This window comes from Rhodoferax sp. GW821-FHT02C08, assembly GCF_059421805.1.
In genome coordinates this window covers 81,622-105,650 of record NZ_JBWKVR010000006.1, presented here as the reverse complement: position 1 = coordinate 105,650, position 24,029 = coordinate 81,622, and the positions used below count along the sequence as shown (strand labels likewise).

Below are 24,029 nucleotides of genomic sequence, written 5' to 3'. Positions count from 1 at the left end.
CGTATGCAGCCTGCGTATCAGTGGTCGTGGTCGGCGTGGCCGTTGGCGAGCGAGCGCCACAGCAGCACCGGCAAGATGAGGGTGAACACGATTACTTCCTTGAAGGCGCTGGCCCAGAACGAGGAGAAGGCCTCGACGATGCCGACAAACAGCGCGCCGATGGCCGCTGCCGGGTAGCTGGCCAGCCCGCCGATCACCGCGGCCACAAAGCCCTTGAGGCCGATCAGAAAACCGGAGTCATAAAAGATGGTGGTGGTGGGGCCAATCAGCAAGCCGGACAGCGCTCCTATCAGCGCGGCCATGGCCAGCGTCAGGCTGCCGGCGGTGTGGGTGGAAATGCCCACCAGGCGTGCGCCCAGCCGGTTGATGGCGGTGGCGCGCAAGGCTTTGCCATACAGCGTGCGTTCAAAAAACAGCCACAGCAGCACGATCAGCGCCAAGGACGCGGTGCAGATGATGATGGCCTGGCCATTCAGGTTCATGGCACCCAGCTGGAAGCGCTGGTCCCAGAACGTGGGGTTGCGAAAGCCCTCGGCACCGAAGAACAGCAGGCCCAGGCCGGTCATGGCGAAGTGCACACCCACCGAGACGATCAGCAGCACCAGGGTACTGGCATCGGCCAGCGACTGGTAGACCACGCGGTACATCAGCGGGCCAAAGGCTGTCACGATGCAGACGCTCAGTGCGGCCTGTACCAGCAGCGGAAACTGGCGTGGCGCGGCCCAGGCGGTGATGGCGGCAATCGCTACCGGAATGGCCAGGGTGCGCAGCAGGGCCAGGACCGCGGCGCCGGGTTGGCGCAGGCGCTGCCAGGCGCCCCAGGCGTTCATCAGCGCGGCCACGCTGGCCAGAATCACCAGCAGCCAGACGGTGCCGGGAATGGCACCGGTCTGCAATATGGCCAGGGTGAGTGCGCCATAGGCGACGAATTCACCCTGCGGGATGAAGATGACGCGCGTGACCGCAAACACCAGCACGATGGCCAGGCCGAGCAGGGCGTAGATCGCACCGTTGGTGATGCCGTCCAACAGCAGGACGCTGGCAATCGAAAAATCCATGGAAAGTCCTAGAGAAATAGAGTGCGACAGGCGTCAGCCTTACTCGACCTTCCAGTCGCCGTTGACCACTTTCACGATCACACCGGTTTCATTGGTGTAGCCCCAGTGGTCGTCCTTGGTCCAGTTCATTACGCCTTGCGACAGCGGCGTGCGGCCCATGGTCTCCAGCGCGTCGCGCAGCGCGGAGCGGAACTCCTTGGTGCCGGGCTTGGCCTTCTTCAGCGCCATGGGGATGATTTTTTCCAGGATGATCTCGGCATCAAAGGAGTGCGCGGCAAACTGGTTGCGGCTGCCCGGGCCATAGCTCTTCTCGTACTTCTGCACGTAGTCCAGGGCCAGCTTTTTCGAGGGGTTGCTGTCGGGCAGTTGTTCGGGTGCGATCACCGGGCCGGAGACCACGTAGGCGCCGTCGATGTCCTTGCCGCCCACGCGCATCAGGTCGCGGGTGGCGGCTGCGTGGGTTTGGTAGATCTTGCCCTTGTAGCCGCGCTCGACTACCGCCTTTTGCGGCATGGCGGCGCCGCTGCCGGAAGCGGCGATCAGGATCGCATCGGGCTGGGTGGACACCAGCTTCAGGGCCTGTGCGGTGGCGCCTGTGTCGGTGCGCGCAAAGCGCTCGGAGGCAATCACCTTGATGCCGGCTTTTTCGGCCACGGCCGTGAATTCCTTGAGCCAGCTCTCGCCGTAGGAGTCGGTGTAGCCCAGGAAGCCCACGGTTTTCACGCCCTGCTTCTTCATGTGCTCGACCACGGCATAGGACATCACGGCCGTGGACTGCGGCAGGCGGAAGCTCCAGAAATCTTTGCCGGGCTGCAGCGGGGTGGGCGAGGCCACCAGCTGCGGCGTTTCTGTCTCAAATGCCACGCCCGCGACCGCGATGCCCACCGGGGTGGCGGCCGAGCCGATCAGCAGGTCTACCTTGTCGTCCGACACCAGGCGGCGCGCGTTCTTCACACCGTTGGTGGGGTCGGTCGCGTCGTCGAGCACGATGACGTTCAGCTTCTCGCCGGCGATGGTTTGTGGCCATAGCTTCATTTCGTTGGCCATGGGAATGCCCAGGCCCGAGGCGGGGCCAGTCAGAGGCAACACCACGCCAATGGTGACGTCGGCCAGCGCCAGGCCCGAGGCCATGGATGCCGCCAATGCAATGGCTGTGAGGATGGATTTGGGTGCGTGGTGCAAGGTTTGTCTCCAGGTGTGTGGGGGGGGCGTCCCAGCCACGGTGCAAGGCTGGGCACATCTTTATGGTTCTTTACTATAGTTATAAAAAATAACCATAACAAGGAGAAAAATGGGTTTGTGTTAGGGGCTTTCCCTGATTGTTGGTATGGGCGTGGCGCAGCGTATGCGCTCCAGCTGCATTCCCGCTACACGCCACAATCGGGCATGCCCAATGACATTTCATCCCTCACACAGGCTCTGCGCGACTTTGCTGCCGCGCGCAATTGGGAGCCATTCCATTCACCCAAAAACCTGGCTGCTGCCCTCAGCGTGGAGGCTGCCGAGCTGCTGGAGCATTTCCAGTGGCTGACCGAGGCGCAAAGCCGCGAGTTGGCAGGCGACAAGAAAGCCGAGGTGGCGGCCGAAGCGGCCGATGTGCTGCTGTATCTGCTGCAGCTGTGCGACAAGCTGGACATCGACCTGCTGGACGCCGCTCGGCGCAAGATGCTGGTCAACGCGGTGAAATACCCCGTGCCGGCTTCAAACTGAAGTCTGCTATTGAATGCATAGCTGCTCGCGCTTACTCAATTTGCGCTACGGCCTGATTCAATGCTTGTCTCGGGGCTCTGATAATGGTCGCCGGGTGGGTACTTTTCTACAAGGATTGCGGCGTTGAAAACACTGGTGCTGGGTGGTTATGGGAATTTTGGCGCGCGTATCTGCCGGGCTTTGGCGGGTGACGCTGCGATACAGCTGTGCATAGGCGGCCGTGACCTGCGGCAGGCCCAGGCTTTGGCGCAGACGTTGGGCCATGGCGTGCAGGTGGTTGCCGTGGACCATTCGGCACCGGATTTTGCTCAGACCCTGCGTCGTATGGGGGTGGAGTTGTGATCCATACCGCTGGGCCGTTTCAACAACAGGATTACGCCGTAGCCCAGGCTGCCGCTGAGGCGGGAGCGCATTACCTGGACCTGGCCGATGGCCGTCGTTTCGTGTGTGATTTTCCGGCTGCGTTGCAGGCCCGTTTTGTGGCTGCCGAGCGCGTGGCGGTGTCGGGCGCCAGCACGGTGCCGGCTTTGTCGTCTGCCGTCGTGGAGCACCTGTGCCAGGGTTGGCAGCGCATAGATACAGTGGATATATGTATTGCCCCGGCGCAAACGGCCCCCCGGGGCAAGGCCACCTTGGCCGGGGTGTTGAGTTACTGCGGGGCGCCCATTTCTGTCTGGATGGAGGGGCGGTGGACGTCTTTGCTCGGCTGGGCACAACCCGCACGGGTGCAGTTTGCCCGCTTGCGTCCCCGTCTGGGTGCCTTGTGTGACATTCCCGATCTGGAGCTGTTTCCCGCCCGCTACCGGGTGACGCAGCGCGTCATGTTCCGGGCAGCGCTGGAGCTGCGTTGGACCCAGCGGGTTTTCGCGCTGTTGGCGGCGCTGCGGGCATGCGGTCTGGTACCGGCGCCGGATCGCCTGGCGGGTGTGCTGAACCGGACTGCCAGATGGTTTGATTTTTTGGGCAGCGCTCTGGGCGGTATGGTGGTGCGGGTGCAGGGGCTGGATGCTGCCGGTCAGCCCGCCCATCGGGCCTGGCATATTGCGGCCGACCATGACCATGGACCGGAAATTCCCTGCATGGCCGCCATCTTGCTGGCCCGCCGATGGGCCCGAGGCGGGCTGCCGGCTGCGGGTGCATTGCCTTGCATGGGCTTGCTGGATCTGGCGGAGTTTTCGCTCGAGTTCGCGCGCTGGGGCATGGTGACCGATGTGCTGGATGAGGGCAGCGCACATGGCGCATGAAAAGTTGGAGTTTCCTATGCCTGCCTGCGCAGAGGTGGTGTTTGATGCGTTCCACTATTACCAATGGCGTGCCCGCTGGGACTCCCTGGTCAGTGACACCCGGGTCGTCGGTGGAGCACCATGCCCTAGCCAGGGCGCGGTGACGGAGAACACCGGTGCGGGCATGTTGCGCAGTCTGTCTATGCGCACCCAGTTTGTTTCCTATGACCGGCCGCGGCTCGCCGCTGCGAAGATGCTGGGGCTCGCATTTCCGTTCACGCAGTGGGCGGCGTCCATGCGGCACCGCTCCACTGGGCTGAATACGTCCGTGCTGGTCTATACCTACACATTTGAGGTGGGCCCAGCGGTTTTGCGGCCATTTTTGAGCCCTGTCGTTGCATGGGTATTCGCTCGGCAAACGCGGCGACGCTTCGCCAGGTTGCACGCATTTCTGGTGCGGCACGCTGATGAGGTGCTGCGCTGGCAGGAGGAGGCGGGCAGGGCGAGCAGCCTATCTATGAAGGGCCAGGCCAGATGACACTTTCCCGGAGTGATCTTGTCTTGCTGCGTTACAGCCTGGTGTTTGTCTGGCTCGCCACGGCGTTGGTGAGTGTGTGGGAGCTGCGGGGGCAAAGTCTGGGTTTGCTGGCCGTGGCGGGCATACACAACCCGCTTGTGGCCCAGGGGCTGGTCTGGGCCGGGGCGGGTGCGGACCTGGTACTGGCGGTGGCCATGTGCTGTAAGCCTGGTCGTGTCACGTACGGGGCGGCACTCCTACTTATGGCCGTCATGACCCTGGTGGCCACGGTGCTGGATGCATCGCTGTGGCTACATCCGCTAGGGCCTCTGACGAAGAACGTACCGATTGCGGCTGTGTTGTGGGTATTGGCGAAGGCGCGGATATGAGTTGGTATTTGACGATCAAGTGGCTGCACATCCTGTCCAGCGTGGTGCTGGTGGGTACCGGCTTTGGCTCGGCTTTCTATTTCTTTTGCGTCAACCGTACGCGCAACCTGGCGGCGCAGGCCGAGGTGGCGAAGCTGGTCGTGCGGGCCGACTGGTGGTTCACAACGCCCACGGTCGTGGTCCAGCCTGCCACCGGTTTGTGGATGGCCCACTTGGCTGGGTGGCCATTGACCACGCCCTGGCTTGCCTTGTCCTTGGCTTTGTTTGTGTTGGCGGGCCTGTGCTGGCTGCCCGTTGTGTGGCTGCAGATTCGGATGGCTAGCCTTGCGGACCAAGCCGTACGTGTAGGGAGCAGCCTGCCGGTGATCTACTGGCGTTACGCCCGCTGGTGGGAGGCCTTGGGCTACCCGGCATTTCTGGCGATGCTGGGTGTTTTTTATTTGATGGTGGCCAAGCCCGCATGGGAGTAGTAGGACCAACGCGGTGCCAGCAGCACGTCGAGACTTGCTATTAAAAAAATAGCTGCTAGCGCAGGTGTTAATTGCGCTAGAGCCTATTTTCTATAGAAATCTGCAGCGGGGCCAGGCTGCACCGTAGGGCCGCTCAGGACAGGCGCAGTGGGGCCTTGCCTGCCAGGGCTTGCGGGGCGGTGTGGGCTGCCGACGTTGCCAGCTTGAAGGTATCCACTACCTGGGTCAGCTGGGTGGCCTGGGTTGTCAGGCTCTGGGCGGCTGCAGCGGACTGTTCTACCAGCGCAGCATTTTGCTGGGTCATCTGGTCGAGCTCGACTACCGCCGCGCTGACCAGGTCGATGCGCTCGGACTGCTCGGACGAGGTGGACGTGATCTCCCCGATGATGTGCGACACCCGCTGTACCGAACCGACGATTTCGGTCATGGTTTTACCGGCGTTGTCGACCAGGCGCGAGCCTGCGTCCACGCGGTCCACGCTGGCCGCGATCAGGCCCTTGATCTCCTTGGCGGCGTCAGCGCTGCGCCCGGCCAGGTTGCGCACCTCGCTGGCCACCACGGCAAAGCCGCGGCCTTGCTCACCTGCGCGGGCGGCTTCCACGGCGGCGTTCAGGGCCAGGATGTTGGTCTGGAAGGCGATGCCGTCAATCACGCCGATGATGTCGGCAATCTTTTTGGAGCTGCTGTTGATCTCGTCCATGGTGCTGACGACCTGGGCCACGACCTGCCCACCGCGTGCCGCGACTTCGGCTGCCGATGTCGCCAACTGGTTGGCCTGGCGGGCGGAGTCGGCGGACTGCCGCACGATGCCGGTCAGCTCCTCCATGGAGGCGGCGGTCTGCTGCAGATTGCTGGCAGTGTGCTCGGTGCGCTGGCTCAGGTCCTGGTTGCCGTGGGCGATTTCCACCGCCGCGGTACTGATGTTCTGAGTGGTGTCGCGCAGATGGGCCACGGTGCTGGCCCAGCGGCTGCGCATGCTCTCCAGGCGGCGTAGCAGCTGGCCGGTTTCGTCCTGGCTGCTGGATTCGATAGCGTGCGACAGGTCGCCCTCGGCCATGCGGTCGGCCTCTTCCACGGCGTGGCGCAGTGGCAGCTTGACGGAGCGGGTGATGAACCAGGCGGCACCGATGCCAAAGCTGATGGCCAGGCAGGCCACTATCAGCAGCGCCTGGATGCCGCTTGTGGCTTGCTGCACCACGTCCGCCTGGTTGTCTGAGATTTGCTGCGCGGCATTCTGCTGGAGTGCGTCTATGGAGTGCAGCCAGGTGTCCTGCGATGCGCTCCAGGCCTCCAGATTGGTACGCAGCTCCAGGCGGATGAGTACCGCAATGTCTTGCACGGCGCTGGTCGAGCCGGCTTTCTCAATTGCCGACAGGAAGATGGTGGATGCATCTTTGCGCGCTGCATCCAGGCTGGCGAGTTGCTTTTTTTCTTCGTCGCTATCGGCCCGCAGGGCTAGTTGCTTGGACTGTTTGTCGTAGCTATCGTAGGCGCCAGCCAGGCGCTTGTATTCTTTTTCCAGGTCTTCTGGTGTGGTCAGGATAGCCATGTTGCGCATGGACATGGCGGTCTGGTTGACCTGCTGACGCATCTGGTCCACCAGCGCCACCTTGGGGCTGAGCACTTCGCTGATGGTGGCTACGCGGTGTCGCGTGTTCTGCATGCTGACCAGCGAGACAGCGGTAATGATGGCCAGCAAGCCCACCATGACGCCAAAGCCGATGGACAGTCTGCGGGAAATGGTGGCGTTGCCGATGAAGGAGAGTTGCATAGTCGTTTCAAAAGGAGATGTAAGCCGGTGTTCGCCCGGCTTGCAAGGCGAGGCGGCGCTGCCCGGCACAAAAAAAAGGGGCTGCGCTGCAGCCCCAAGAATCTAGAACACCGGGTGGCCGGTAATGATCGACGGTAGCCAGGTGGAGAACGATGGCACATAGGTCACCAGGTTGATGGCTATCCATATCGCCAGGTAGTAGGGCCAGGCGGTTTTGGTTGCCTCACCAATCGATATATTGCCTATGGCACACCCCACGAATTGAACCGTACCCACCGGCGGATGCACCAGGCCGAGCGCGCAATTCAGCAGCAGCATCATGCCGAACTGCACCGGGCCCACACCCATCTGGATCGCCAGCGGCAGGAACAGCGGCGTGGTGATCAGGATGTGCGCCGCCATGTCCAGGAAGATGCCCAGAAAGATCTGGATGATGTTGATGTACAGCAGCATCAGCCAGGGCGTGGTGGTGGCGTGCAGCAGGGCCGCCTCGATCGCATCTGGAATTTCCAGGTAGGCCATTTGCCAGCGCAACATGTTGGACACACCGATCAGCAGCAGGATCACACCCGTGGTCTTGGACGCTTTCTTCAGCGACTTGATCAGCTTTTCTTTGCTCATGGTGCGGTAGATCGCCGATGTCAGCAGCAGCGAATAGGCCACGGCAATCGCCGCTGCCTCGGTGGCGGTGGTGACGCCGCCCATCACGCAGCCCAGAATCACCACGATCACCATCAGGCCGGGGATGGCCGCGATGAAGGTGGTCAGCACCGCATACCAGCCGGGGAATTTCTCCAGCATGGACGAGCCGTCAGCCCGCTTGGGGAAGCCGTTCTTGTTGGCCTGCCAGTAGGCTGCGATCAGCATGCAGACCATGATCCAGAACACCGGAATCAGCCCGGCAAACATCAGGTCGCCAATGGACACGCCGCGGATGGGGTGGCCGTCGATCATGCCGCTGGCAGCCTGGGCCGCAAACGCATAGATGATCATGTTGTGCGAGGTGGGCATCAGCGCACCGGTCAGCGATGCGTGGGTGGTCACGTTCACCGCGTAGTCGGCGCTATAGCCTTCACGCTTCATGATGGGGATCATCACGCCGCCCATGGCCGAGGTGTCGGCGATGGGAGAGCCCGAGACACCGCCAAACAGCGTGCTGGCCATCACGTTGGCCAGGCCCAGTCCGCCCTTCATGTGGCCGACCAGACTGCGCGCGAAGTTCAGGATCTTGTCGGCAATGCCGCCGTGCAGCATCAGCTCGCCAGAGAAGATGAAGAACGGAATCGCCAGGAACGAGAACACGTTCATGCCAGAGACCATCATCTGCATGGCGGTGGCCAGGGGCAGGCCCTCTACCGCAAAGGTGGCCAGGCAGCTCAGACCGATCGCAAAAGCGACAGGCACGCCCAGCACGAGGAAGAGCACGAAGCTCAGGGAGAGTACAGCGAGTTCCATATTCAGACGGTGGTTTTCTTCAGGAACAGCGCCAGCAGGTGCTTGACTGAAAACAGGACGATGAGGACACCCGCAATCACCGGGGGCAAATAGCGGAAGGCTTCGGAAATGCCCAGTGTGGGAATGGTGTCGTGCCGGGTGGATGTAGCCATGTGTTCGCAGCCCCACAGCAGTACTAAGGCAAATGTGATGGTCAGCAGTTCGACCAGCACGTGGCATACGAACTGCCCCTTGGCGGGCAGCAACTTGACGGCAGAGTCCAGGCCGATATGGCCGACATCATGCACGCCCGCAGCGGCGCCGAACATGGCGACGGAGATGACCAGCAGCAGGGCGACCTGTTCCACATACGGAGGCGCGTCGTTGAATGCGTAGCGCATCACGACGCCGTAGATGACCACCAGGCCCAGTGCGGCCAGGCAGACACTGGCCAGGCGCAGCACCCAGTTGGACAGGTGCGCGTTGATTGAGTTGAATAATTCCATGGTGCGGCTTTGGCACGGCTTTGCCGCCGCGCCCAGGAGCACGGCGGCAGAAGCGATTTACTTGACGTTGACGATCTCTTGCACCAGAGCCTTCAGCTCAGGCGTGCCGGCGAACTTGTCCCAGATGGGCTTTTCCACGTCCACAAAGCTCTTCTTGTCGATCTCGGTGGCGGGCACGATCTTGGCGCCGCTCTTCAGCACGGCTGCACGGGCTTCTTTTTCCTTGGCATCCCACAGGCCTACATAGTAAGGAACGGAGGCCTTGGCGGCTTTGCGCAGCGCGGCTTGTTCGGCGGGAGTCAAGGTGTCCCAGATCTTCTTGGAGAACACCACGATTTCGGGTGTCATGACGTGCATGGTTTCAGAGAAAATCGGCGCCGATTCGAAGTGCTTGGTCTCTTCGTACGAAGGCAGGTTGTTTTCTGCTGCGTCCACCAGGCCGGTTTTCAGGCCGGTGTAGACCTCGGCAAAAGGCATGGGGGTGGGGGAGGCACCCATGGCGTTCACCATGGCCACCATCAGGTCCGAGGGCTGCACGCGGATCTTGATACCCTTCATGTCGGCCACGCTCTTGATGGGCTTCTTGGCGTAGATGGAGCGCTGGCCGCTTTCATACATGGCCAGGCCGATAAAGCCGGCTTTTTCAAACGAGGCCAGGATTTTGTCGCCCTGGGCGCCGTAGATGGCCTTGCGGAAATGCTCCACGTCACGGAACAGGAAGGGCAGGGATGGCACCATGGATTCGGGCACGATGCCGTTGAAGGTGGTCAGGCTAACGCGCACCATGTCGATGGCGCCGATCTTGACCTGTTCCACGGTGTCTTTCTCAGAGCCCAGCGCGCTGTCGCTGAATACCTTGATGTTGTCCTTGCCGCCGGTGTCCTTGCTCAGCTCTTCGCCCATGAACTTCACCGCCATATTGGTGGGGAATTCCTTGGCGTGCACATCGGCCGAGCGGAAGTTGCGGGCCGAAGCCTGGCCGCTGACGACGCAGAAAGCGGCTGCGGCGATCAGGCTGAGAATTTTGCGATGGTTTGTCTTCATGGATTTTCCTGGTTGAGGCTTTGGGATGGCTTATTGATCAGTCATCCTACAACTCAAACCGTAAAAGTAACAAAGGGTAAACCCGAATTGTGCCCTACCTTAGTCCTTGGGGGCGTCCTGTGGCTGGCTTTTGCGCAACCTTTCACGGCTGTTCGACAAGTGGGTGCGCATGGCCGCGCGGGCGGAGTCGCTGTCCTGATCGCGTATGGCGTGGTAGATGCTCTCGTGCTCGCCATGGACCTTTTGCAGGTAGGCCAGGCGGCCCTCGGGCACGTTTTGCAGTGTATTGATACGGGTGCGCGGGATGATCATGGTGCCCAGGTAGGTCATCAGATCGGCAAAGTGCTGGTTGCCCGTGGCACGGGCCACCTCCATATGGAACTGGAAGTCGGCCGGCACGGCGTCCGAGTCCTGTGGAATGGCGTTCTTGAAGTTCTGCAGCGCGGTTTCCAGCTGGGTCAGATTGGTTTGCGTGCGGCGCTGGGCTGCCAGGCCGGCGGCCTCGGTTTCCAGGCTGATGCGCAGCTCCAGCAGGGCGATCACGTCGGCCACGGTGGCAAAGTCTTCGGGCGCAATCTTGAAGTTGCGGGTGTCGGGCGGCTCGATCACGAAGGTGCCTATACCGTGCCGTGTTTCCACCAGGCCCGAGGCTTGCAGCTTGGACAGGGCCTCGCGCACCACGGTGCGGCTGACGTCAAAGCGGGCCATCAGCTCGACCTCGGTGGGCAGCTTTTCGCCTGGAGGCAGCTGGCCTTGGCGGATGGTGGCGGCCAGCGTGTCTACGATTTCAGTGACCAGGCCCCGTGGACGTCGGGCGCGGGGAATGGAGGCTGCCGGTGTTTCGCTGTTGTTGTAAGTGCCGGTGTGGGTGGCGGAGGCCATAAAAAAATCCTTGACACGGAGAGAGTAGGTTATGAGAATCTATGTTGTCAGACAACGTACGACTGATGTGTGGAGCTGCTGGCCCACTGTATAGCAAAGCCTTTGGCAAAGTCCAGCAATAGACGCCAAAGAACACCAAACTGGTGTTTACACGGAGATCGGGACAAACATGGTCATCAAAGTGCACGAAAAAATCCTGCTCACAGGCGCCGCTGGCGGATTGGGCAAGGTACTGCGCGAAAGCCTGAAACAAAACTGCACCACTCTGCGTCTATCTGACGTGGTGGACTTCGGCCCCGCGGCCGCGGGCGAGGAAATCATGCTCGCCGACCTGGCCGACGCCGCCGCGGTAGACGCTATGGTGCAGGGCGTGGAAGCGATTGTGCACATGGGAGGCAAGTCGCTGGACGGCCCGTTCGGCCCCATCATGCAGGCCAACATCCTGGGCGCCTACAACCTGTACGAGGCGGCCCGCAAATTCGGCGTGAAGCGGGTGGTGTTTGCCAGCTCCAACCACGTCACCGGCTTTTACCGCCAGGACGAAACCATTACCGCCGATGTACCCGCCCGGCCGGACGGCAACTACGGCCTGAGCAAAGCCTTTGGTGAAGACCTGGCGCGCTACTACTTTGACCGCTACGGCATCGAGACCGCTTGCGTGCGCATAGGCTCGTCGTTTGCCGAACCCAAGGACCGCCGCATGCTGGCGACCTGGCTGAGCTTCAACGACCTGCACCGCCTGGTCACCGCCTGCCTTACCACGCCAGCGCTGGGCTTCACCATCATTTTCGGTATGTCCAACAACCCGGTCACCTGGTGGGACAACTCCCGCGCCCGCCATGTCGGCTATGTGCCGCAGGACAGCTCGGAGGTGTTCCGCGAGGCCGTATATGCGCGGACCCCGCCGCCGGATTTCAACGACCCTGCAGCCTTGCACCAGGGCGGCGCCTTTGTGCGCATGGGCCCGTACGAAAAATGAGTACGGCACACGCCATCGCCAGCACCCGCGACCGCGTGGGCGAATGCCCGGTGTGGTCGGTGGCCGAGCAGGCCCTGTACTGGGTGGACATCGAAGGCCGCCAGATCCGCCGCTGGACTGCCGCTACCGAGCAGGTTCAGAGCTGGACCCTGCCAGAGCGCGTGGGCTGCATCGCCCTGGCCGCCGCCGGTGGCGTGGTGGCCGCGATGGAAACCGGCATTTACGTCGTGCAGCTGGATAAGGCAGAGCCCAGCTTGCGCTGCCTGGCCAGCATCAGCCACCCCGCACCCGGCATGCGCTTCAACGACGGGCGCTGCGATACCCAGGGCCGCTTCTGGGTCAGCACCATGGTGATGGACATGGGCCTGGCTTCGCCGCGGGGTGCCATCTACTGCCTGGACGGCAAGGGCCTGAGCACTGCGCGGATGGACGGCTTCATCACTCCGAACGGCATGGCTTTCAGTGCGGATGGCCGCACCGGCTATGTGTCCGATTCGCACCCCAGCGTGCAGAAGATCTGGCGCTTTGCGCTGGACGCCGACGGCATGCCCGGCCCGCGCGAGTTGTTTGTCGACATGCAGCCCCTGCCGGGTCGCCCCGACGGCGCTGCGCTGGACGTGGAAGGCCACTACTGGATCTGCGCCAACGACGCCGGCCTGGTGCACCGTTTCGACCCGCAAGGCCGCTTGGTGGCATCGCTGGAGGTGCCGGTGGCCAAGCCCTCGATGTGCGCCTTTGGCGGGCCAGACCTGGATGTGCTGTATGTGGCCTCCATCCAGCCCGGCAATGTAGACCCCGCGAATCCAGGTTTGAACGGCGCCGTGTTCGCGCTCAAACCCGGTGTGCGCGGCCTGCCAGAGCCGCTTTTTGTATAGCAAAAACTGCTGGATAAAACATGCCTCCGCCGCAGATGAATCCAGCGCCAGGTGCTATCTAAAAAATAGCAATTTTTTTGTAAACCCTTTTTCCACTGAGACATAACCATGACACCCCAAGACCTCAAAACCATCATGGGCTCCGGCCTGCTGTCCTTCCCCATCACCGACTTCGACGAGCAGGGCGAATTCCGCCCCAAGACCTATATCGAGCGTCTGGAATGGTTGGCACCCTACGGCGCCAGCGCGCTGTTCGCAGCGGGTGGCACGGGTGAATACTTCTCGCTGGCCGGTGCCGAGTACAGCCAGGTCATCAAGACTGCGGTGGACACCTGCCGTGGCAAGGTGCCGATCATTGCCGGCGCCGGTGGCCCAACCCGCATGGCTATCGCCCATGCACAAGAAGCCGAGCGCCTGGGCGCCCACGGCATTCTGCTGCTGCCGCACTACCTGACCGAAGCCGGCCAGGAAGGCCTGATCGAGCATGTGGCGCAGGTCTGCAACAGCGTGAAGTTCGGCGTCATCGTCTACAACCGCGACCGTACCAAGCTGACCCCCGCATCGCTGCGCATCCTGGCTGACCGTTGCCCGAACCTGATTGGCTTCAAGGATGGTGTGGGCAACATCGAAACCATGTCCTCCATCTTCATGGCCATGGGCGACCGCTTTGCCTACCTGGGTGGCTTGCCGACCGCTGAGGTTTATGCAGCGGCCTACAAGGCGCTGGGCACGCCGGTGTACTCGTCGGCCGTGTTCAACTTCATCCCCAAGACCGCGATGGAGTTCTACCACGCGGTGGCCGCTGACGACATGGCCACGCAGCACCGCCTGTTGAAGGAGTTCTTCATGCCTTACCTGGGCATTCGCAACCGTGTCGAAGGTTACGGCGTAAGCATCATCAAGGCCGGCGCCAAGATCGTCGGCCACGACGGCGGCCCCGTGCGCGCTCCGTTGAGTGACTTGAAGCCTTCCGAGGTGGAAGAGCTGGCCGCGTTGATCAAGAAGCTGGGCCCACAGTAAACCGCCATGACCCAAAAACACGACAACTACATCAATGGCGCCTGGGTCGCAGGTGCGACCTATGCCGCCAACGTCAACCCGTCCAACCTGGGCGATGTGATTGGCGAATACACCCAGGCCGACGCGGCCCAGCTGGACGCAGCCGTGCAGGCGGCCCAGGCCGCTTTCCCCGCCTGGTCCACCGGCAACATCCAGGCCCGTGCCGATGCGCTGGACAAGATCGGCACCGAAATCCTGGCCCGCCGCGAAGAGCTGGGCACGCTGCTGGCCCGTGAAGAAGGCAAGACCAAGGGAGAAGGCATTGGCGAAGCCACCCGCGCCGGCAATATCTTCAAGTTCTTCGCCGGAGAATGCCTGCGTTTGACTGGTGAAACTGTGCCTTCGGTGCGCAGCGGCGTGGGCGTGGAAATCACCCGCGAACCGCTGGGCGTGATCGGCCTGATCACCCCCTGGAACTTCCCCATCGCCATTCCCGCCTGGAAGATCGCCCCGGCCCTGGCCTACGGCAACTGCGTGGTGCTCAAGCCTGCCGACCTGGTGCCGGGTTGCGCCTGGGCGCTGGCCGAGATCATCAGCCGCAGCGGCATTCCTGCCGGCGTGTTCAACCTGGTGATGGGCCGTGGCTCCGTCATTGGCGACCCGCTGGTGAACCACCCCGGTGTGTCGGCCATCAGCTTCACCGGCTCGCAAGGCGTGGGCGCCCGCATCGCCCAGCAGTGCGCGCTGAACCTGAAGAAGGTGCAGCTGGAGATGGGTGGCAAGAACCCGCAGGTCATTCTGGACGACGCCGACCTGGCCCAGGCCGTGGAACTGAGCGTGCAAAGCGCGTTCTTCAGCACTGGCCAGCGCTGCACGGCCTCCAGCCGTCTGATCGTGACCGAAGGCATTTATCCGCAGTTTGTGGCCGCCATGCAGGCCCGTATGGCCAAGCTGAAGATCGGCGATGCCCTGGCTGCCGGTATCGACATTGGCCCGGTGTCTTCGCTGTCGCAGCTGCAGCAAGACCTGGACTATGTGTCCATCGGCCAGGCAGAAGGTGCGCGGCTGCTGGCCGGTGGTGAACGTCTGCAGCGCGATACCGAAGGCTTTTTCATGGCCCCGGCGCTGCTGACCGACACCACGGCGGCGATGCGCATCAACCGCGAAGAAGTGTTCGGCCCGGTGGCCAGCATCATCCGCGTCAAGGGCTATGAAGAGGCATTGGCCGAGGCGAACAACACGCCATTCGGCCTGGCCGCTGGCATCGCCACCACCAGCCTGAAATACGCCACGCACTTCAAGCGCCACAGCCAGGCTGGCATGGTGATGGTGAATCTGCCAACCGCGGGTGTGGACTACCACGTGCCGTTTGGTGGCCGCAAGGGCTCCAGCTTTGGCTCACGCGAGCAGGGCCGTTATGCGCAGGAATTCTTCACCACGGTAAAGACCGCCTACACTTTCGCCTAAGATTTCGCCTGAGAAAAAGGGCGACAACAAGGGCGACACAATGCACAAGGTAGTACTGTTTGGTGAATGCATGCTGGAACTGCAAGGCGAGGCCTTTGGCAGCATGCACCAGGGTTTTGGCGGCGACACGCTGAATACCGCCGTCTACCTTGCGCGTTGTGCGACGGGATTGCAGGTCTGCTACGCCACCGCGCTGGGGGATGACGGCCTGAGCGCCGGCATGCTGCAGCGCTGGCAGGCCGAGCGGCTGGATGTGTCGCTGGTGCAGCGCCTACCGGGCCGAATGCCCGGGCTCTACCTGATCCAGGTGGATGCCCAGGGCGAGCGCAGCTTCAGCTACTGGCGCGATAACAGTGCGGCCAAGGCCTATTTCGACGCCGCCATCACGCCGCTGGAGGCCGAGGCGGACAGCCTGGATGCCTTCTACATCAGCGGCATCAGCCTGGCCATCCTGCCGCCTGCTGGGCGGGAGCGCCTGTTTGCGCTGATGGGCCGCCTGCGCGCACGCGGCGCCACGGTGGTATTCGACAACAACTACCGGCCGCGCCTATGGGCCAGCCGTGAAGAAGCCTTGGCAAACTTTGACCGGGCCTATGCTCTGGCCAGCATCGCCCTGATCACTGCCGACGATGAGCAGGCCTTGCGTAATCTGCCCACGCTGCAGGCGGCGGTAGACACTGCCCAGGCACTGCCTTGTGCCGAGGTGGTGGTCAAGCGAGGTCGCGATGCAACCCTGGTACGCAGCGCATCAGGCGTGCTGGAGGTGCCAACCGAGCGGGTCGATAAGGTGGTGGACACCACGGCTGCAGGGGATTCATTTGCTGCCGGCTACTTGGCCGTGCGCCTGCAGGGCGGTAGTATGGCTGACGCGGCACGCCACGGTAACCGCCTCGCGGGCCGGGTCATACAGCACCGCGGCGCGCTGATTCCGCAGGACGTGATGACCGACCTGGTGCTATAGAAATAGTAGCTGCTTGCGCAGGTATTACCTGCGCTCGCGGCCTATTTCGCTTTTAAAGCGGTGACTTCGATTTCTATCTTCATGCGTGGGTCCAGCAGGCCCGCCGTAATCACCATGGCCGCCGGCTTGGCCCGGCCCAGGTAGCGCCGCAGCACCGGCCAGCAGGGCTCGAAGTTGGCCCCGTTGGGCAGTACGTAGTTCACCCGTACGACATCGTCCAGGCTGGCTCCGGCCTGTTCCAGCGCCGCCTGGATGTTTTTTAGGCTCTGCTCGGCCTGCGCCACCACGTCGTCCGAGATGGTCATGCTGGCGTAGTCAAAGCCGGTGGTACCGGAGACAAACACCCAGTCGCCATGCACCACGGCGCGTGAATAACCGATCTGTTCTTCAAAAGGTGAGCCGGAGCTGATGAGTTTGCGTTGCATGGTGAGAGAGTTGGTTTAGTGGATCAGAATGTTGGACACGGTCAGACCAATCGCCAGGCAGCTGGTCAAGCCTGGAGACTCTATACCGAACAGGTTGACCAGGCCCGGCACGCCGTGTGTCGCCGGTCCTTGGATCAAAAAGTCCCGGGCCGCTTCAAACGGCGCGTGGATCTTCGGGCGTATGCCTGCGTAGCCGGGCTGCAGCGCGCCATCGGCCAGGCCGGGCCAGTACTTGCGCACCTCGGCGTAAAAGGCCGCGCCGCGCGCCGGGTCTACCCGCAGGTCGTTTGGGTCGTCCACCCACTGCACATCGGGGCCGAACCTGGCCTGGCCGCCCAGGTCCAGCGTCAGGTGCACGCCCAGACCTGCAGCCTGCGGGGCGGGGTAGACCAGGTGCCGGAACGGCGCGCGCGCATTCAGCGTGAAGTAGTTGCCCTTGGCGTAATAGCTGGGCGGCACGTGCCGCGCATCCAGTCCTGTGCAGTGCCGGGCCAGCGACTGGGCTTGCAGGCCGGCGGCGTTGACCACGCTGCGGGCCTGTATGCGCGTGCCGTCTTTTGCTTCCAAAATAAGAGCGCCTTGCGTAGATTCCATCTGCGCCAGCGGCGTATTCAATGCCACAAGCCCGCCCGCGTGCTCCAGGTCGGCCTGCAGCGCCAGCATCAGCCCATGGCTGTCCACAATGCCGGTGCTGGGCGAGAGCAGGGCGCCCGCGCATTCCAGCTGCGGCTCCAGCACCAGGGCGGCGGCGCGGTCCAGCTGCACCAGGTCGTCCACGCCATTGGCCAGGCCTTGGGTACGAATGCTGTGCAGCAGTGCCATTTGCGTGGTGTCTGTGGCGACGATGAGTTTGCCGCAGCGCCGGTGGCCAATGCCACGCTCGGCGCAGTAGGTGTACAGCAGTTGTTTGCCCTGCACGCAAAGCTGCGCTTTGAGTGAACCGGTAGCGTAGCAAATGCCGGCGTGGATGACTTCGCTGTTGCGTGAACTGGTGCCGGTGCCAATGGCGGATTCTGCCTCCAGTACCAAGACCTCACGCCCCTGTAAGGCCAGGGCCCGCGCTACCGCCAGGCCGACCACGCCGGCTCCGATGACGACCACATCGACTTGTTCTAGCATCCTGAAACTCTATCAGGCATACGCTTTGATGGCTGTTCAGCTGAATGCAAACAGCGAAAGAGATCTCGTCACCATAGCCGAACTTTGGCGTATGGCTTGGTCAAATAGGCGTTTGAAGCTCAATCAGAACTGGATTTTATTTCCGAGAAGACTCGGTTTGCATTTGCTGCTGGGCGCAGTTTGTCATTGCATTCCTGTGTCCAGTGATGCCGACAACGACTTTCGTGCCGTTAGTAGCGTGTTGTACTCAGCGCCGTGCGTTGTGTGGCGTTGCGCGTATTTTTCTTCACGGCCAGTTGACGAACCTGATAATCCTACAGATGGATTTTCTGTGCAAAAAATTATGGAAAGGCATGTACTCAAGAAAATAGAACCCGCCAGGGCGGGCTCTATTTCTTCAGTGGGATCAGTTTTGTTTGCGTTTGCTGGCGGCGATAAGGCCAACGAGGCCTAGTCCGAATAGAGCCAGCGAATTTGGCTCAGGGACGGTATTTGCAACAACGCCATTAATTTGGGTTTGGACACCCTGGGCATCGGTAAAAGTCGCGTATGGAGCGGCTTTAATTCCTCCCTCTGTGGCTGCGAAGAGCAGTGAAAACTGACCATCCTCCGCGTAGAAGAAACTGCTTATTGGGCCACTCACGCTAACAAGAAAGCCATTGTCACTCCAGGAGCCGAAGAGGTAACTCGCTCCCATTCCGCCTAGCTTGTCAAACAGAGTGATAGTTCCATCATCCGCCGAAAATTGCGAATTGCAAAAGCTAATCTCTTCAACCACCGAACATATTTCGATGCCTGTTTGAATGCTCAAGGACACCGCGTTGGATGGTTCCGAAAAGTTGAACACTACCGGTGTGCCGGTATTGACGGGGATTGACCATGCTGGGGTTGCCAAAGCTGTGGCCGCCGTTGCAACAACTGAGATGAGTGCGCGCTTCAAATTGACCATTTAACAGTTTCAAAAATTAAACGGCATGTAAAGCAAACTACAGGCCAGTGTATGAATTCAAGGACTTACATCAAAAGCAAATCCTTCTTGTAAAGAATTTCGACAAATTGGAAAGGGGTTTTGGTGTCCGCTATCTGACTAAAAAATGTTCGACGATGACATTGCAGATGCGAACAGGTGTTTAGAGAGCAGCATGAAAGGTGTGCGGGCAAAGAGGGAGAAGCGGTATCCGGCCTTGTCGGATCTACCGATTCTTCTTGTTCGACTCTGCGTGGGGAGGCCACGCACAGTATGCAAGCTTCTTGGTGTTATTGAAGCGTGTCGCGCCGGGCCAGACCCGGGAACAGGCGCAGCCACAGGGCCGCGACCACCAACGTGCCTATGCCGCCCAGTACCACCGAGCCCACCGGGCCCAGCAGCGCGGCCGTGGCGCCGGACTCGAATTCGCCCAATTGGTTGGACGCACCGATGAACACCGAATTCACGGCGCTAACCCGGCCCCGCATTTCGTTGGGCGTTTCCAGCTGCACCAGGGTTTGGCGCACCACCACGCTGACCATGTCGGCACTGCCGGAAATGCCCAGCACCACCAGCGACAGCAGCAGGCTGGTAGACGCACCGAACACCACCATGCACAGCCCGTACACGCCCACGGCCAGCAGCAGGGTGTGGCCCACACGGCGCTGCAGCGGCCAGCGGGTGAGGGCGATGGACATGGTCAAGGCACCCACGGCCGGAGCGGCGCGCAGCAGGCCCAGGCCCCAGGGCCCGGTGTGCAGAATATCCTTGGCAAACATGGGCAGCAGCGCGGTGGCACCGCCCAGCAGCACGGCAAACAGGTCCAGTGACACGGCGCCCAGAATCGGCTTGTGTTCCCAGATGAAGTGCACACCGGCCAGCACACTTTTCAGCGTCATGGGCTCGCGCGGCGGCGGTACATGGTCGTAGCGCAGGCCGTTGAGCAGCAGCACGCTGATACCGAACAGCAGCACACCCGCTGCATAGACCGCACTGGCCCCGGCCAGAAAGATGGCCCCACCCAGTGCTGGGCCGCCTATGGTGGCCGCCTGGTTACCAGCTGAGCTGAGTGCCATGGCACGCGGCAGCAGGGCTGGCGGCACCAACAAGGGTGTCAAGGCCTGCTGTGCCGGCATCTGGAAGGCCCGCGCCGCACCCAGCAGTAGTGACACGAACAACAGCCAGCTGCGGCTGACCCATTCTTCATGCGTGACCAACAGCAGTGACAAGGCCACCAGGGCCTGCACAGCTACGCAGCAGGCCACGATGCGACCCCGGTGCACCCGGTCGGCCACATGGCCGGCCAGCAGTGACAGCAACAGGGCGGGCAGAAACTGCAGCAGCCCCACCAGGCCCAGGTCCCAGGCGCTGCCGGTCAGGTCGTACATCTGCCAGCCCACGGCCAACATCAGGATCTGGCTGCCCAAGGTGCCGAAGATGCGGGCAATCCAGAGTCGGACGAAGGCGCGGTGTTGGAACAAGTCGGGCAATGGGGGCCTTCGTGCGGGCAAGAATAGGTGCTATTGAATTGAGAGCTGCCAGCGCAGCTATTACCTGCGCTGGCAGTCGATTTTCTTTAAACCCTAGTGCAGGGTCTCGCCGTCGGGTGCGCCGGGCGTGATATTGAAAAAGCTGGCGCCTGTGCTGCCACGGCCGATTTCTTCCTCGGTCGCTTCGCGCACGTCTTCCACCCGCAGTTTCAGGCGCAGGGCAATGCCGGACAGCGGATGGTTGCCGTCCAGCACCACATGCTCGGGGTAGATTTCGGACACGGTGTACAGCACGTCCTGCGGGATGTCGGGGCTGGTGCCTTTGGGCAGTGCCGTGCCTTCGAAGACCATGCCTTCTTCCAGTTCGCTGGGGAACAGATTGCGCGCTTCCAGGAAGAGCAACTGGTCGTTGAAGTCACCAAAAGCGTCTTCAGGCTCCAGCTGTAGCTCGACCACGGAGCCCGGCGCCAGGCCGATCAGCGCTTCCTCGATCTTCTTCAGCAGGTCGGAGCCACCGACCAAAAATTCGACGGGTTCGTCCAGGACGTCCAGCTCTTCGCCCAGGGTGTCTTTCAGCGTCCAGGTCAGGGCTGCGACGCATTGTTGTGTGATTTCCATAGGAGAATTGTCGCAGTTTAGGCACCCGTCCTGACCACGCACACAAGGAAAACCATGGACGTTACCCAGATTCTGCCCCTGCTCGGTGGCATCAGCCCGCAGCAGTTTATGCAGCGCTACTGGCAGAAAAAACCTTTGTTGATCCGCCAGGCCATCCCCGGCTTTCAGGCTTTGCTGGACCGCAGTGCGCTGTTTGCGCTGGCCGAGCAGGAAGAGGTTGAGTCGCGCCTGGTAACCCGGGACAAGGGCCAATGGAAGATGAAAACCGGTCCGTTCCAGCGCCGCGCCTTGCCAGCCCTGAAGACCCCGGGCTGGAGCCTGCTGGTGCAGGGCGTGGACACCCATGCCGCCACCGTGCACGCGCTGCTCCAGCAGTTCCGCTTTGTGCCCGATGTGCGCCTGGATGACCTGATGATCAGCTACGCCACCGACGGCGGCGGTGTCGGCCCGCACTTTGACAGCTACGACGTGTTTCTGCTGCAGGCCCACGGCCAGCGCCGCTGGCGCATTGGCCGGCAAAAGGATTTGACGCTGGTGGAGGGCGCACCGCTGAAGATATTGGCCGAATTCACGCACGAGCAGGAGTTTGTGCTGGAGCCGGGCGACATGCTCTACCTGCCGCCGCGTTATGCGCATGACGGCGTTGCCGTGGGCGAGTGCATGACCTATTCCATCGGTTTCCGGGCTCCCAGCCGCGGTGAGCTGGCGCGCGAGCTGCTGCAGCGCATGGCCGAGGAGGCCGATGACGTGGTGGGCGAGGCCTTGTATGGCGATGCCGGTCTGCCCGCGACCGAAAATCCGGGTGCCATTCCGGCATCTTTACAAGACTTTGCACAGTCTGCATTAACGGCTTTGCTGGACGACCCGCAGGCCTTGCAATGCGCTTTGGGCGAGGTTTTGACCGAGCCCAAAGCCAAGGTCTGGTTCGATCCGCAAGAGCTTTCCGGGCCGCTGGAAAACGTTGTGTTGGACCCGCGCACCCGCATGGTCTACGACGCCCACCATATCTTCATCAACGGTGAGAGCTACCGCGCCTCGGGCAAGGATGCGACCCTGATGCGCCGCCTGTCCGACCAGCGTCGGCTAGATGCCAAAACCCTGGCCAAAGCCAGCACCGACGCTTACTCGCTGCTGGTGTCGTGGTGCGAATCGGGCTGGGTGCACACGGGCTGAGGTCGTATGGACACGCTGCCTGAACCTGTTTTACCGCAGCGCCCCCAGGGGCGTTTTCTGGGGCGCGTGGCCTTCCAGCAACTGGTGCGTGACGCCTTTGCCTGTGCTGCGCACGAGGGCTGGCGCGAGATTTTCATCTCCGACAGCAACTTTGAGGACTGGCCTCTGGGCGAGCGCGCTGTCTGCACGGCATTGCAGTCCTGGGCCCGCTCGGGGCGGCGTTTCACTATGCTGGCCCAGAATTTTGACGAAGTGGTGCGCCGCCATGCGCGCTTTGTGGAGTGGCGCGTGACCTGGTCGCACTTGGTGGAGTGCAGGGCCTGGCGCAGTGCCGATCCGTTGGAGTTGCCCAGCGCGCTGTACAGCCCGGAATGGATGATGCGCCGCCTGGACCCGCTGCATTGCAGTGGTTTGAGCACGGAGGATGCCGCGAGCCGCATCCAGTTGCATCAGACCCTGGATGCGAGTTGGCATAAAGGCAGCCCGGCGTTTGCGTCGTCGGTGCTGGGTTTGTGATCTGGACTGTTGGTTTTTCCGCTAAGGGTATTTAGGCATTGCGAAAGAAAAAGCTTATAATTTAAGGCTGAGTTGAAAGAGCTCGAGTGCTTTCACTCGGTCGCACCGACATACTGTATGTGCTGACGATTTCCGGAAATTGTTTTCCCATCTAAGGAATTTTCTAATGAACAAGTCTTATGTACTCGCAGCTCTGATGGCTGCTGCTGCTCTGGCCGCTTGCGGTAAAAAAGAAGAGCCAGCTCCTGCTCCCGCACCTGCTGTTGAAGCACCTGCTCCTGCTCCAGCACCTGCTGCTGACGCATCTGCTCCAGCACCTGCTGCTGACGCATCTGCACCTGCTGCTGACGCTGCTGCTGCAGCCGCTGCTGCTGCTGCCAGCGCTGCTTCGAAGTAATTCATTACTCGAAACATTAAAAGCCACCGCAAGGTGGCTTTTTTTTGCCTGTTTGATGCCCGGTGGGCTTAGGTCTTGGCAGCCAGGTGGTCCAGGTCGGGTTTGTCTGCCGGGTCCACATGGGTCATCAGGTTCAGCACCCGGTGGCGTAGCATCACGCGGCGCCGGGCCTCTACCGCAATGTCATGCCCCTGTTCGACCGTGATGTCGGCATGTACCACGATATGGGCGTCGGCCACGATCATGTCGCCCATACGCCGAGTCTTGATGTCATGCACGCCCACCACGCCCGGGGTTTGCTCAATGGTTTCGCGGATGGCGACCACCTCCTGCTCATCTGCGGCCCGGTCCATCAGGTCGTGCAGTGCGGCCCAGCCAAAGGTCCAGCCCATACGGCCCACCATGAAGCCCACAATCAGGGCTGCAATTGGGTCCAGCAAAGGGTAGCCCAATAGATTGCCCACAATGCCCAGGCCCACTACCAGGGAGGACGCCGCGTCCGACCGCGCATGCCAGGCATTGGCTACCAGCATGCTGGATTTGACCGACTTAGCAATCCGCAGCATGTAGCGAAACAGAAGTTCTTTGGCCACCAGTGCGCCCAAAGCGACCCACAGGGCCACCATGTGTACGCTGGCGATGCTGCTGGGTTGCTCCAGCTTCACTGCAGCATTCCACACCATGCCTACACCCACGGCCAGCAGCAACAGGCCCAACGCCAAGGAGGCGCCGGTTTCAAAACGCTGGTGGCCATATGGGTGCTCCTTGTCCGGGCCTTTGTGGCTATGTCGGTTGGCCAGCAGCACAGCAAAGTCCGCGACCAGATCGGACAGCGAATGCACACCATCGGCAATCAAACCCTGAGACTTCGAGAACACGCCGATGACAATTTGTGTGCCGCTCAAAACCAGGTTGACGACGACGCTGACCCAGGTGCTTCTGGAAGCCGCCGCAGCCTTGATTGCCAGGTCGGCCGGTGTTTCTTCGGTGTTGTCGGTCAGCAGGGATGTATCCATCAAGGCTCCATTTTTATGGCTTT

General features: G+C 61.8%; 28 protein-coding genes. 14 read left to right on the top strand and 14 right to left on the bottom strand.

Annotated features, from left to right (window positions below; all coding sequences use genetic code 11):
• Positions 1-17 precede the first annotated feature (17 nt).
• On the bottom strand, positions 18-1,058 hold the full coding sequence (locus AC07VY_RS09460; protein WP_495097208.1) for a branched-chain amino acid ABC transporter permease: 1,041 nt from the start codon (positions 1,056-1,058) through the stop codon (positions 18-20).
• Positions 1,059-1,097: 39 nt separating this feature from the next.
• Positions 1,098-2,189: an ABC transporter substrate-binding protein gene (locus AC07VY_RS09455; RefSeq protein WP_495097375.1), complete on the bottom strand. Its 1,092-nt coding sequence runs from the start codon at positions 2,187-2,189 to the stop codon at positions 1,098-1,100.
• A gap of 255 nt (positions 2,190-2,444) precedes the next feature.
• Between AC07VY_RS09455 and AC07VY_RS09450 the strand changes: the two genes are divergently transcribed.
• The 6 genes from AC07VY_RS09450 to AC07VY_RS09425 all read left to right on the top strand — a co-directional run bounded on the left by AC07VY_RS09450 (position 2,445) and on the right by AC07VY_RS09425 (position 5,367).
• Complete coding sequence (locus AC07VY_RS09450; RefSeq protein WP_495097207.1) at positions 2,445-2,768, top strand: nucleotide pyrophosphohydrolase; 324 nt, start codon at positions 2,445-2,447, stop codon at positions 2,766-2,768.
• A gap of 123 nt (positions 2,769-2,891) precedes the next feature.
• Positions 2,892-3,110, top strand: coding sequence for a KR domain-containing protein (locus AC07VY_RS09445; RefSeq protein WP_495097206.1), 219 nt, complete (start codon positions 2,892-2,894; stop codon positions 3,108-3,110).
• A complete protein-coding gene (locus AC07VY_RS09440; protein ID WP_495097205.1) occupies positions 3,107-4,012 on the top strand; it encodes a saccharopine dehydrogenase family protein in 906 nt (301 codons plus the stop codon). The genes AC07VY_RS09445 and AC07VY_RS09440 overlap by 4 nt, the downstream gene beginning before the upstream one ends.
• 16 nt (positions 4,013-4,028) lie before the next feature.
• A complete protein-coding gene (locus tag AC07VY_RS09435) occupies positions 4,029-4,529 on the top strand; it encodes an SRPBCC family protein (protein WP_495111351.1) in 501 nt (166 codons plus the stop codon).
• Positions 4,526-4,897 (top strand): DoxX-like family protein, encoded by a 372-nt coding sequence (locus tag AC07VY_RS09430; protein WP_495097203.1) that lies wholly within the window; start codon positions 4,526-4,528, stop codon positions 4,895-4,897. The genes AC07VY_RS09435 and AC07VY_RS09430 overlap by 4 nt, the downstream gene beginning before the upstream one ends.
• A complete protein-coding gene (locus tag AC07VY_RS09425) occupies positions 4,894-5,367 on the top strand; it encodes a DUF2269 family protein (protein ID WP_495097202.1) in 474 nt (157 codons plus the stop codon). Before AC07VY_RS09430 ends, AC07VY_RS09425 begins: the two co-directional genes overlap by 4 nt.
• Positions 5,368-5,500: 133 nt before the next feature.
• On the opposite strand, the gene AC07VY_RS09420 is transcribed toward AC07VY_RS09425, so the two are convergent.
• The 5 genes from AC07VY_RS09420 to AC07VY_RS09400 all read right to left on the bottom strand — a co-directional run bounded on the left by AC07VY_RS09420 (position 5,501) and on the right by AC07VY_RS09400 (position 11,004).
• Positions 5,501-7,138 (bottom strand): methyl-accepting chemotaxis protein, encoded by a 1,638-nt coding sequence (locus tag AC07VY_RS09420; protein ID WP_495097201.1) that lies wholly within the window; start codon positions 7,136-7,138, stop codon positions 5,501-5,503.
• A gap of 102 nt (positions 7,139-7,240) precedes the next feature.
• Positions 7,241-8,593, bottom strand: a complete 1,353-nt coding sequence (locus tag AC07VY_RS09415) for a TRAP transporter large permease (RefSeq protein ID WP_495076602.1) — start codon at positions 8,591-8,593, stop codon at positions 7,241-7,243.
• Positions 8,594-8,595: 2 nt separating this feature from the next.
• Positions 8,596-9,078, bottom strand: coding sequence for a TRAP transporter small permease (locus AC07VY_RS09410; protein ID WP_495076601.1), 483 nt, complete (start codon positions 9,076-9,078; stop codon positions 8,596-8,598).
• Between the two features lie 57 nt (positions 9,079-9,135).
• Positions 9,136-10,122, bottom strand: a complete 987-nt coding sequence (locus AC07VY_RS09405; protein ID WP_495076600.1) for a TRAP transporter substrate-binding protein — start codon at positions 10,120-10,122, stop codon at positions 9,136-9,138.
• A gap of 99 nt (positions 10,123-10,221) precedes the next feature.
• On the bottom strand, positions 10,222-11,004 hold the full coding sequence (locus AC07VY_RS09400) for a FadR/GntR family transcriptional regulator (protein ID WP_495076599.1): 783 nt from the start codon (positions 11,002-11,004) through the stop codon (positions 10,222-10,224).
• A gap of 169 nt (positions 11,005-11,173) precedes the next feature.
• Between AC07VY_RS09400 and AC07VY_RS09395 the strand changes: the two genes are divergently transcribed.
• The 5 genes from AC07VY_RS09395 to AC07VY_RS09375 all read left to right on the top strand — a co-directional run bounded on the left by AC07VY_RS09395 (position 11,174) and on the right by AC07VY_RS09375 (position 16,285).
• Positions 11,174-11,983: an NAD-dependent epimerase/dehydratase family protein gene (locus AC07VY_RS09395; protein WP_495097200.1), complete on the top strand. Its 810-nt coding sequence runs from the start codon at positions 11,174-11,176 to the stop codon at positions 11,981-11,983.
• Positions 11,980-12,858 carry an SMP-30/gluconolactonase/LRE family protein gene (locus tag AC07VY_RS09390; protein ID WP_495076597.1) on the top strand — a complete coding sequence of 293 codons (879 nt, stop codon included), beginning with the start codon at positions 11,980-11,982 and terminating at the stop codon, positions 12,856-12,858. The genes AC07VY_RS09395 and AC07VY_RS09390 overlap by 4 nt, the downstream gene beginning before the upstream one ends.
• Before the next feature lie 108 nt (positions 12,859-12,966).
• Positions 12,967-13,878 (top strand): 5-dehydro-4-deoxyglucarate dehydratase, encoded by a 912-nt coding sequence (gene kdgD, locus AC07VY_RS09385; protein ID WP_495076596.1) that lies wholly within the window; start codon positions 12,967-12,969, stop codon positions 13,876-13,878.
• 6 nt (positions 13,879-13,884) lie between these two features.
• On the top strand, positions 13,885-15,324 hold the full coding sequence (locus AC07VY_RS09380; RefSeq protein ID WP_495097199.1) for an aldehyde dehydrogenase family protein: 1,440 nt from the start codon (positions 13,885-13,887) through the stop codon (positions 15,322-15,324).
• A 40-nt stretch (positions 15,325-15,364) separates the two neighbouring features.
• The gene (locus AC07VY_RS09375) at positions 15,365-16,285 is read left to right on the top strand and encodes a sugar kinase (protein ID WP_495097198.1); all 921 of its coding nucleotides are present in this window, start codon (positions 15,365-15,367) and stop codon (positions 16,283-16,285) included.
• Positions 16,286-16,326: 41 nt separating this feature from the next.
• On the opposite strand, the gene AC07VY_RS09370 is transcribed toward AC07VY_RS09375, so the two are convergent.
• Positions 16,327-16,710, bottom strand: a complete 384-nt coding sequence (locus AC07VY_RS09370) for a RidA family protein (RefSeq protein ID WP_495097197.1) — start codon at positions 16,708-16,710, stop codon at positions 16,327-16,329.
• Between the two features lie 15 nt (positions 16,711-16,725).
• Positions 16,726-17,829, bottom strand: a complete 1,104-nt coding sequence (locus tag AC07VY_RS09365; protein ID WP_495097196.1) for an NAD(P)/FAD-dependent oxidoreductase — start codon at positions 17,827-17,829, stop codon at positions 16,726-16,728.
• On the opposite strand from AC07VY_RS09365, the gene AC07VY_RS09360 reads away from it, so the two are divergent.
• Complete coding sequence (locus tag AC07VY_RS09360) at positions 17,801-18,283, top strand: hypothetical protein (RefSeq protein WP_495111352.1); 483 nt, start codon at positions 17,801-17,803, stop codon at positions 18,281-18,283. The genes AC07VY_RS09365 and AC07VY_RS09360 overlap by 29 nt on opposite strands.
• Here AC07VY_RS09360 and AC07VY_RS09355 read toward each other — a convergent pair.
• The 3 genes from AC07VY_RS09355 to AC07VY_RS09345 form a co-directional block, all read right to left on the bottom strand.
• Complete coding sequence (locus tag AC07VY_RS09355) at positions 18,236-18,778, bottom strand: PEP-CTERM sorting domain-containing protein (RefSeq protein ID WP_495097195.1); 543 nt, start codon at positions 18,776-18,778, stop codon at positions 18,236-18,238. The two genes, AC07VY_RS09360 and AC07VY_RS09355, sit on opposite strands and share 48 nt — an antisense overlap.
• Positions 18,779-19,086: 308 nt before the next feature.
• Complete coding sequence (locus AC07VY_RS09350; protein WP_495097194.1) at positions 19,087-20,286, bottom strand: MFS transporter; 1,200 nt, start codon at positions 20,284-20,286, stop codon at positions 19,087-19,089.
• Between the two features lie 93 nt (positions 20,287-20,379).
• Positions 20,380-20,904 carry an FKBP-type peptidyl-prolyl cis-trans isomerase gene (locus tag AC07VY_RS09345; protein ID WP_495076589.1) on the bottom strand — a complete coding sequence of 175 codons (525 nt, stop codon included), beginning with the start codon at positions 20,902-20,904 and terminating at the stop codon, positions 20,380-20,382.
• 54 nt (positions 20,905-20,958) lie between these two features.
• Here AC07VY_RS09345 and AC07VY_RS09340 point away from each other — a divergent pair, with 54 nt between their 5' ends.
• Both AC07VY_RS09340 and AC07VY_RS09335 read left to right on the top strand, forming a co-directional pair.
• A complete protein-coding gene (locus AC07VY_RS09340) occupies positions 20,959-22,077 on the top strand; it encodes a JmjC domain-containing protein (RefSeq protein WP_495097193.1) in 1,119 nt (372 codons plus the stop codon).
• Positions 22,078-22,083: 6 nt separating this feature from the next.
• On the top strand, positions 22,084-22,593 hold the full coding sequence (locus AC07VY_RS09335; RefSeq protein ID WP_495097192.1) for a hypothetical protein: 510 nt from the start codon (positions 22,084-22,086) through the stop codon (positions 22,591-22,593).
• Positions 22,594-22,685: 92 nt separating this feature from the next.
• Here the strand turns inward: AC07VY_RS09335 and AC07VY_RS09330 are convergent, their stop codons facing one another.
• Both AC07VY_RS09330 and AC07VY_RS09325 read right to left on the bottom strand, forming a co-directional pair.
• Entirely contained in the window at positions 22,686-22,925 is a 240-nt protein-coding gene (locus tag AC07VY_RS09330) for a hypothetical protein (protein WP_495097191.1), read from the bottom strand.
• A gap of 133 nt (positions 22,926-23,058) precedes the next feature.
• Complete coding sequence (locus tag AC07VY_RS09325) at positions 23,059-24,006, bottom strand: cation diffusion facilitator family transporter (protein WP_495097190.1); 948 nt, start codon at positions 24,004-24,006, stop codon at positions 23,059-23,061.
• Between the last annotated feature and the right edge of the window lie 23 nt (positions 24,007-24,029).